Annotated in this window: 4 protein-coding genes and 1 pseudogene; 2 read left to right on the forward strand and 3 right to left on the reverse strand. The window is 40.8% G+C overall.

Annotated features, from left to right (window positions below; all coding sequences use genetic code 11):
* Positions 1-43 precede the first annotated feature (43 nt).
* Entirely contained in the window at positions 44-3127 is a 3084-nt protein-coding gene (locus tag JUI58_RS11390; protein WP_204103907.1) for a GAF domain-containing protein, read from the forward strand.
* Between the two features lie 66 nt (positions 3128-3193).
* Complete coding sequence (locus tag JUI58_RS11395) at positions 3194-4525, forward strand: response regulator (protein WP_204103908.1); 1332 nt, start codon at positions 3194-3196, stop codon at positions 4523-4525.
* Positions 4526-4542: 17 nt separating this feature from the next.
* Here JUI58_RS11395 and JUI58_RS11400 read toward each other — a convergent pair whose 3' ends face one another.
* The 3 genes and pseudogenes from JUI58_RS11400 to JUI58_RS11410 all read right to left on the reverse strand — a co-directional run.
* On the reverse strand, positions 4543-5232 hold the full coding sequence (locus JUI58_RS11400; RefSeq protein WP_204103909.1) for a hypothetical protein: 690 nt from the start codon (positions 5230-5232) through the stop codon (positions 4543-4545).
* Positions 5233-5301: 69 nt separating this feature from the next.
* The gene (lysS, locus tag JUI58_RS11405) at positions 5302-7047 is read right to left on the reverse strand and encodes a lysine--tRNA ligase (RefSeq protein ID WP_204103910.1); all 1746 of its coding nucleotides are present in this window, start codon (positions 7045-7047) and stop codon (positions 5302-5304) included.
* Positions 7048-7513: 466 nt separating this feature from the next.
* Positions 7514-8917, reverse strand: a pseudogene (locus tag JUI58_RS11410) (reverse transcriptase family protein); the annotation flags it as partial.
* Between the last annotated feature and the right edge of the window lie 221 nt (positions 8918-9138).

Raw genomic sequence — 9138 nt, forward strand, 5'->3', positions numbered from 1 at the left:
AAATATAATCAAAGTTTTTCTCCAAAAACCTAAATAAAAACAAATGTGGAATTTTGTCGAGAATATTTTATCTCCCAGTCAGTATATGCCCCACGGTTCTTGTTATTTGTGGCAAACTTCTCTGATTTGGCTGCACGTAACGAGCGATTTATTTATTGCGATCGCCTATTTTTCGATTCCAGCGATGCTTGTCTACTTTGTGAGTAAACGTAGTGACGTACCTTTTATGGGGGTTTTCCTGCTCTTTGGTGCATTTATTATTCTTTGCGGCACGGGACATCTCTTAGAAATATGGACATTGTGGCATCCTGCCTATTGGCTATCCGGAGTCGAACAAGCCATTACTGCCCTTGTTTCTTGTATCACCGCCGCCCAAATGATGGTTCTCCTGCCTCAATTTTTGGCACTTAAAACCCCAGAAGAACTGGAAAAAATTAATCAAAAACTGCAACAAGAAATTCACGAACGCCAAAGCACTGAAGAAATTTTACGAAGTATTGTCACCGGAACCGCCGCCGTTACCGGAGAAAAATTCTTTCCCGCCCTGGTCCATCATTTAGCGACGGCACTGAATGTCCATTGTGTGGCGATCGCAGAGATTATCGATTGCCAATTACACACCCTCGCCGTTCAAATGGGAGAAAGATTGGTGGATAATTTTGAGTACGCCCTAGGGGAAACCCCTTGGCAAGCCGTTATCGAAGAAGCCAAGCCCTACTATTATCCCAATAACTTACAAGAATTATTTCCCGCAGCGCGATCGCTACAACAAATGAACGCCGTCAGTTATTTAGGCGTACCCCTTCTCGACGAAGAACAAAACGCGATCGGGAATTTGTGCATTATTCACTCCCAACCCCTCTTTGCCGACGATCGCACCCAGGGAATTGTACAAGTATTCGCTGCTAGGGCTTCGGCTGAATTGCTACGCCAACGAGCAACCCAAGACCTAGCCCGCACTAAAGCCGAGTTAGAAGCACGAGTGGCAGAACGCACCGCCGACCTCGAGGCAGTCAACATCACTTTACAACAAGTTGCAGAACGGGAAAAAACCATCATCCACGTTCTGCAAAAAATGCGGCAAACCCTAGATGTGCGGGAAATATTTGACACCACCACGAAAGAACTGCGCCTCGCCCTAAACTGCGATCGCCTTCTCGTTTATCGCTTTGCCCCAGACTGGAGTGGGGAAGTCGTTTCCGAATCCGTTGCCCGAGGCTGGAAACAACTATTATCACCATCTCAAGAACTTTTGACAACCCTACAAAACACCGCCGATGCCGACAACTGCCAGTTAAAAACCGACAGTCCTTTTCTGGAGGATACTTACCTGCAAGAGACTCAAGGGGGCATATTTTATCGCACGATTGCTTATAGTCGCGTTACCGACATCGAAGTAGCTGGGTTTAACGAATGCTATCTAGAACTTTTGCACAAAATCCAAGCTCGTTCTTATCTGATCGTACCGATCTTTGCTCAGAAAAAATTATGGGGGTTATTATGCGCTTACCAAAATTCTGCCCCCCGTCATTGGCAAGAAGCAGAAGTTAAAATTCTGTCCGAGACGGGCAATCAATTAGGAGTTGCGGTTCATCAAGCGGAATTATTCGAGCAAACCCAAAGACAAGCCAAAGAACTCGCCGAAGCCAAAGAAACCGCCGATACTGCCAATCGTGCCAAGAGCGAATTTCTGGCCAATATGAGCCACGAACTGCGGACTCCCCTCAATGCAATTTTAGGCTTTAGTCAATTGATGAGTGGCGATCGCTCTTTAACAGAAAAACACGAACAATACATTGATACGATCAATCGTTCGGGGGAACATTTACTGACGCTGATTAATGACATCCTGGAAATGTCAAAAATCGAGGCGGGACGCACCATACTGCAAGAAAGCGATTTCGACTTGTATTCTCTCCTCGATAATTTGCAGCAAATGCTAACACTGAAAGCCACTTCTAAAAATATCGATCTGAATTTCCAACGAGATGCAGATTTACCGCGATATATTTGCGCTGATGAGAGCAAATTGCGTCAAGTTTTGATTAATTTGTTGGGTAATGCCATTAAGTTTACTCAAACGGGTTCTGTGACCTTACGAGTCTCTTTAATGAAGCAACAGACGGCGATCGCCCTGACTCAGAGGGGGGTTAAACTGCTTCATTTTGCAGTAGAAGATACGGGACCTGGAATTGCCCCTGAAGAGCAGGATAAATTATTTAAAGCCTTCGAGCAAACCAAAACAGGGATTGCCTCCCGACAAGGAACGGGTTTGGGGTTGCCCATCAGCCAGAAGTTCGTCGAATTAATGGGAGGTTGCATAGAGGTTGAAAGTAGCCTGGGTCAAGGTTCTAAATTTAGCTTTATCATACAAGTCGTCCCGGTTGAATGGGAGTCCATCGAGACAGAAGAGGATAATAAAAAAGGAAAGATTATTTGCTTGGCTTCGGGTCAACCTACCTACCGCATTTTAGTCGTGGAAGATAATGCAGCCAATCGTTTGTTGTTAGTCGATTTGCTCGAGGGTCTTGGTTTTACCGTTGAGAAAGCCCAAAATGGCAGAGAAGCGATCGCCTTGTGGGAATCTTGGCAACCTGACTTAATTTGGATGGATTTACAAATGCCAGAAATGGATGGCTACGAAGCCATACTAGCAATTCGCCAAAAGGAGCGAGAAAATCCTCAACTTCAAACTGTTCCTATTATTGCCCTGACTGCCAGTGCTTTTGAGGAAACCCGAAACAATGTTCTCTCCCTGGGATTTGACGATTTTGTTCGCAAGCCTTTTCGAGAAGGGGAATTATTGCAGAAAATGAGCGAACATTTAGGGGTAGTCTACCGTTATGCAGAGGTAGAGAACAAAAGCCGCGATCGCCAATCTTCAGAGTTTAGCTATGATTCGCAATCTTCTCTCAATGCCCTCGCACAGATGCCGCCAGAATGGATTAAAGACTTATATCATGGGGCTGCCCAAGGCAGTGACGATCTCGTTTGCCAACTGATCGAACAGATTCCCTCAGAACAAGTGATGCTTGCCTCGGATCTGACAACAATGGCGATGGGTTTCCGATTCGATCTGATTATGGCATTAATCCAACAACTAGATGGAGATTGGGAAAACTCATAAAACTTATTCTTTTTTATGCCCTTTCATCAATAGTATAGAAATCCAAGAATTGTCCCCCTTAAAGCCATGGCCGATCCCCAAAAAAATGCTCCTGCTGATATTTTAATCGTTGATGATACTCCTGTTAATCTTCGCTTGCTCTCGGATATGCTGCAAGAACAAGGCTACAGTGTCCGTAAAGCGATTAATGGTAAAATGGCACTCCTTGCCATTCAAACAATGCTTCCGGATTTAATTCTGCTCGATGTTAATATGCCGGATATCAATGGCTATGAAGTGTGTGAAAAATTGAGAATGGAGGAAAAGAACCATAATATCCCCGTTATTTTTATAAGTGCTTTAAATGAAACCCTCGATAAAGTCAAGGCTTTTCAAGTCGGAGGAACTGACTATATTACCAAACCTTTTGCTTTTGAAGAAGTTTTAGCACGAATTAAATATCAGTTACAGTTACGAAAACTCAATGAAGAACTGCGCGATCGCAATCAGGAATTGCAAGATACTTTACTAAAGTTGAAAATAACTCAATCTCAACTGGTACAGCAAGAAAAAATGTCAGGTTTAGCCAGTTTAGTTGCGGGAGTCGCCCATGAAATTAATAATCCGATTAGTTTTATTTATAGTAATTTAATTCCTGCCAATGAGTATATTGAAAACTTATTAGAGACAATTTCTTTTTATCAACAACAATATCCTGCTGCTATTGATAATCCAGAAAATCCTCTGGAAGATTTTGAATTCATCAAATCTGATTTAACAAACTTGATGAAATCTATGTACACTGGAGCAGATCGCATTCGTTCTATTGTCCTTGCATTACGCATCTTTTCTCATCTTGATGAAGCAGATATCAAAACGGTGGAGATTAGTCGAGAATTAGATAGTACATTACAGGTTTTAGAACATCGTCTCAAACAATATGATCTCGAACAACATAATCTCGAAGCGAGAAAAGCGACTCCAATTCATATTGTTAAAAATTATCACGACATTCCTAAAATTATTTGTTTTGCCAAAGAGTTAAATCAAGTTTTTTTACACTTACTGAATAATGCAATTGATGCTTTAGAAGCAGCACCAGAGCAACCCGATCCGACAATTTGGCTGGAAATTAAAAAGAAGGAAAGTGAAGAAAGCGATGCTAACTCTCGCATTCAAATTATTATTAAAGATAATGGAGTTGGTATTTCTGAAGAAGCGCGATCGCGTTTATTCGAGCCATTTTTTACTACAAAACCCGTAGGCACAGCGAGAGGATTAGGATTATCAATTAGCTATCAAATTATTGTAGACAAACATAAGGGAAATCTAGACTACGAATCATCTCCCGAGCAAGGAACGACCTTCATTATTGAAATTCCAGCTACTCGCAAAGACTTAGAAAGTTTATTATCATAAATATATTTTAACATATTTTAACCGATGCCCAGAATATAATCAAAATTTCCTCGACCGATATTTTCCTCTAAAATTTTGATTATTTCTCTTGCATTATCGTAGGGTCCGTTAATATAAAGAGGCTTACCTTTGCGGCCAAATTGAAGCGGGATAATAGTATCCCACTGTCCCAAATGATCTCGCGTTATGTCAAAATCTGGGTGGGGATCAAATCCCAAACGGGCAGCATAATAGATAGAACCGAGAACGATCGCCTGCGCTTCTTCTAAACTAATTTCTTGATAACCGTCTGGGAAAGGAAGGTAAGAATTATGCAAAAAATAACCGTAGCGATCTTTATCGACTATTCTCACTCCCATTGTATCTTTTAACCCTAAACAGAGATAATCAATCAAATAAGTACAAACAAGTAAACGATGGTAATCTTGAAATCGAGCCACTACAATTAAGCCCAAACAACTCGATATTTCTTCATCTTGCCCAATATTATCTAAAAGATGTTTCGCACACTTGAAATTAACCCAACACTTGGCAACTGGAGGAAGTTCTTGGGGTGTTTTTAAGGTTGCGATCGCAGGTTCTCCTCGCAGGGCGATCGCTGCCTTGACATCTCCAACCCGCATTCCCAAATAACGAGCAATTTGCCTGGGTGTGAAGTTACAAGCGCGAAGTTCAAAAATTTCTCGTTCTAATTCTCGAGGAATCATAATCAATGATCAGAATGAGTATAGAAAAATGATGAAAGGTGCAAAAACTGCACCCCAAAAAAACTCAAGTTATTTTTCGCGATCGAAGCCATATTTATCCCGCACCCGAGAATTAAAAAACTGCCCTAAAGAAGGTGTTGCTTTCATCTCTGTATAAATTTCCTCTGGTACATCATTATATTTGTAGATACTGCCGTTAACAAACTCAACTTTCAGGATTTTTTTTTCCGAGTCGTAATCAAAAGATTGAATAACTGCGCTGGTATTCTTAAGTAGAGGAAAGGCAATAACATCGCGAATGCTGGGAGAATCTGTGAGTAACATGACCAGGCGATCGATGCCAATTCCTAAGCCTCCAGTGGGGGGCATTCCGTACTCTAAAGCCGCTAAGAAATCTTCATCAACTCCTTGCGCTTCTAAGTCTCCTGCTGCTTTTTTTGCTGCTTGAATTTCTAAGCGTTCTCGTTGATCGATAGGATCGTTTAACTCTGAGAAACTATTTGCTGTTTCCCGTCCAACAATAAACAATTCAAATCGTTCCACTAATCCTGGCTTAGTACGATGCGGCTTACTGAGAGGAGAAATTTCTTTAGGATAATCTAACACAAATGTTGGCTGAATTAAGGTTTCTTCCACTCTCTGTTCAAAGCATTCATTGAGCAATTGTCCAATTGTCTTACAATTATCTGAAATCTCAATACCTGCTTCTTTTGCGGCGGCTTCTGCATCAGTAAAAGATTGAAAATTCTCAAAATCTAATCCCGTTGCATCAAAAACTAATTGAGTCATTGTCACCCGTCGCCAAGGTGGATTCAAGTCAATTTCAGTATTTTGATAAGATACTTTTAAGGTATCAAAAACTTCACTAGCCGCAGCAATAACGATATTTTCAGTCAATATCATGATATCATTATAATCTGCATAGGCTTGATAGAGTTCAAGTCCAGTAAATTCGGGATTATGCCGGGTAGAAATGCCTTCATTCCGGAAAATACGACCAATTTCAAAGACTTTTTCAAAACCCCCAACAATTAATCGTTTCAGATGTAATTCAGTAGCAATTCGCAGATACAATTCCATCTGCAAAGCATTATGATAGGTAATAAAAGGACGAGCATCTGCACCACCCGCTTCTCCTAACAGAGTTGGTGTTTCAAATTCGATAAATCCTTGTTCGTCTAAATAACGACGAATAGCGGCAGTTATTTTAGCACGACGGCGAAAAGTTTCTCGTACAGGAGGATTAACAATTAAGTCTACATAACGCTGGCGATAGCGCTTTTCTGTATCGGTTAAACCGTGCCATTTATCAGGTAAAGGAAGGAGAGATTTGGTCAGCATCTCGAATTCGTTGACCTTAACAGAAAGCTCCCCTTTTTCCGTGCGTTTAATTGTTCCTTTTGCGCCGATAATATCGCCAACATCAGTTAATTTTTTGAGAATATTAAAGGCATTAGGCAGATCGCTCATTTTTGCTTGGATCTGCTTTTTATCCAAATAAAGTTGAATCGTTCCGCTTTCATCTTGCAAGTTAAAAAATGCTAATTTTCCAAAGACACGACGTGCAGTAATTCTTCCTGCAATAGAAACGGTAATATCTACTTCTTCTCCCGCAGCTAAATCAGCATAAGTTTCTTGTAATTCTGCTGCGTGATGGGTGAGTTCCCATTTATAAGCAAAAGGATTCAATCCTTCTTGTTTTAACTGTTCGACTTTCTCTAATCTTGTTGCACGAATCTCATCCAGAGTTGATTTGCTTTCTGGTTGCTTATTGGGATTATCGCTGGCGGGGTTTTGAGATGATTTTGATGACATATTACCTGACCTATTGGAATGATTAATTGACCAGAGAAATTCAAGATATGAAAAGTATTATTTTGGCAAATATTCAGGAATTTTCTCAGGAAGAAATTCATTTTTGCTTGCTTTCATTATAGCAGATATTGCCCGCGATCGCCTAAATAATCAATCATCTCATATATTATTTCTATGATGGGGATAATTTCTCAATAGTTCCAGCAATACGATAAAATCCTCCTACTGCAGATTCGCTAATTTCTGTAACGCGATATCTTGCACCCTCTTCCATTAAATTGCGCGGAATTTGTACATTCCAAGTTGGATTATATCCCTCCGAAATAACTCTAACTTTTAGCTTGCTTCCTTGTTTATAGCACTCTAAAATAATGCTATCCAAAAGAATTTCTTGGGATATTTCTTGTTCAATAATTGGCGGCGATATTGGAGGAGGTGAAACCGATCGCGCTTTAGATTCCCCCAAACGCCATTTTTCTCGAATGCGATCGATTTGTTCTAAAAATACTTGCCCTTTTTGGGGATTAACCATCTTGACAAAATTGGCAAATCCCTGTACAGAAAGCATAATATTATTCGATTGTCCCCATTGCTTTCCTTGAATGCCTTCTTGTTCGATTTGATATAAAGTAGCGCGAAAACGCTTCATGGTTTTGCGGTCAATATTAGGATATTCATTAACTACAATTCCTGTTACTTCTAATTGACTCGATTTGCGGCGAAGAATGCGGGTTTTTTCTGCATTGATTGCAAACCCTTCATGCTCTATAATAGACTCGGTACGGCGCAAAAGATTGCAAATATAGCGTAAATTTTCCCCAGAAGCAGAAAAAGTTAAATCATCGGCATAGCGAGTATAAGTAAATCCCAAATTTGCCGCCATTCCACTTAAGCGTTTGTCCAAACGACGACAAATAATATTACTCAAGGCTGGAGAAGCAGGAGAACCTTGAGGAAGATGGCGATCGCCTAATGCAACAAAATAGGTTTTTCCATCTAATTCGACTTCTTCTACATCTGCTTCTGTAGATAATAAAGCTAAAATTGTTCCGACTGCTTCCGAATATCCCAAAGCGCGAAATAAGCCTTTGACACGCTTATAAGAAATAGTGGGGAAAAAATCTTTTAAATCAAAATTAATGACAACATCTGCACCAATATGAGGAACTGCATTGGTTAAAATGGAGCGATCGCCGCGAAATCCGTGTACAGCTTCGTGAACTTCTACTTTGTCTAAAATCTCGTGTAAAAGCCAATGCTGTACCTTTTTTAACCTCGGCATTGGTGCAGAAATTAACCGTTCTCCTCCCGTTTTTTTAGGTATTTTGAAGCGAATATAATGGGATAAAGTGGCAGTTTTGCGATCAAAGGCGAGGAAGCGCAATTCTCCGACAGAAATTCCCATCGCAACGGCAATTTGTTCCGCATCATTTAAGATAGGCAAACCGTAACTTTGCAACCGTTCAATATTGCCATCTTGGTGATTAAGTCCCCCTGAAACTCCCTCTCCTAAATAAATAATCTCTCGTTCTTTTCTTTTTTGCCATGCTTCAGTGCGATCGCGTCTCTCTTGTTCCCGTCGTTCTTTTATTTCCTGTTGTTTGCGTCGAGACTCCTGCAAACGCTGTTTGAGTGCCTCTTTCCGCAGTTGTTTCTCGCTATGCAAACGACTGCTTTCTCGGCGCAATTCTGACAATTCCCGCAAAAGTTCTCCCTCGCGGCGAATTTCGTCAGCAGGATCGTCAGGAAGTGTCCCTTCTGCCGGCCAAAACCCTAACCGAATCATTTCCTCGATAACAAATGCGGGTTTGCTTCCCTTGCTGCGGATCAGGTCGTAGAGTTCTTGACGGGTGCGGGGTTGTTCAGACATGGCATTAATTTACAGTATTGTAAAGTATTAATTTACAGTATCAATGCAAAACTTTCTCATGGCAAAATTTTGCATCTAACCAAAACTACTATAGTCTTTTTGTATTGTTTTGTCTTCTTTTCCTTCATCAGAAAAATTGGGTAGAAACCCCGTCCTTATAGGACGGCTTTACATTGAATAGACGTAACCATCTTTTTTGTGAATTGTCTGGCAATATTTGT

The organism is Spirulina sp. CCY15215, from assembly GCF_016888125.1.
Classification (GTDB): Bacteria; Cyanobacteriota; Cyanobacteriia; order Cyanobacteriales; family Spirulinaceae; genus CCY15215.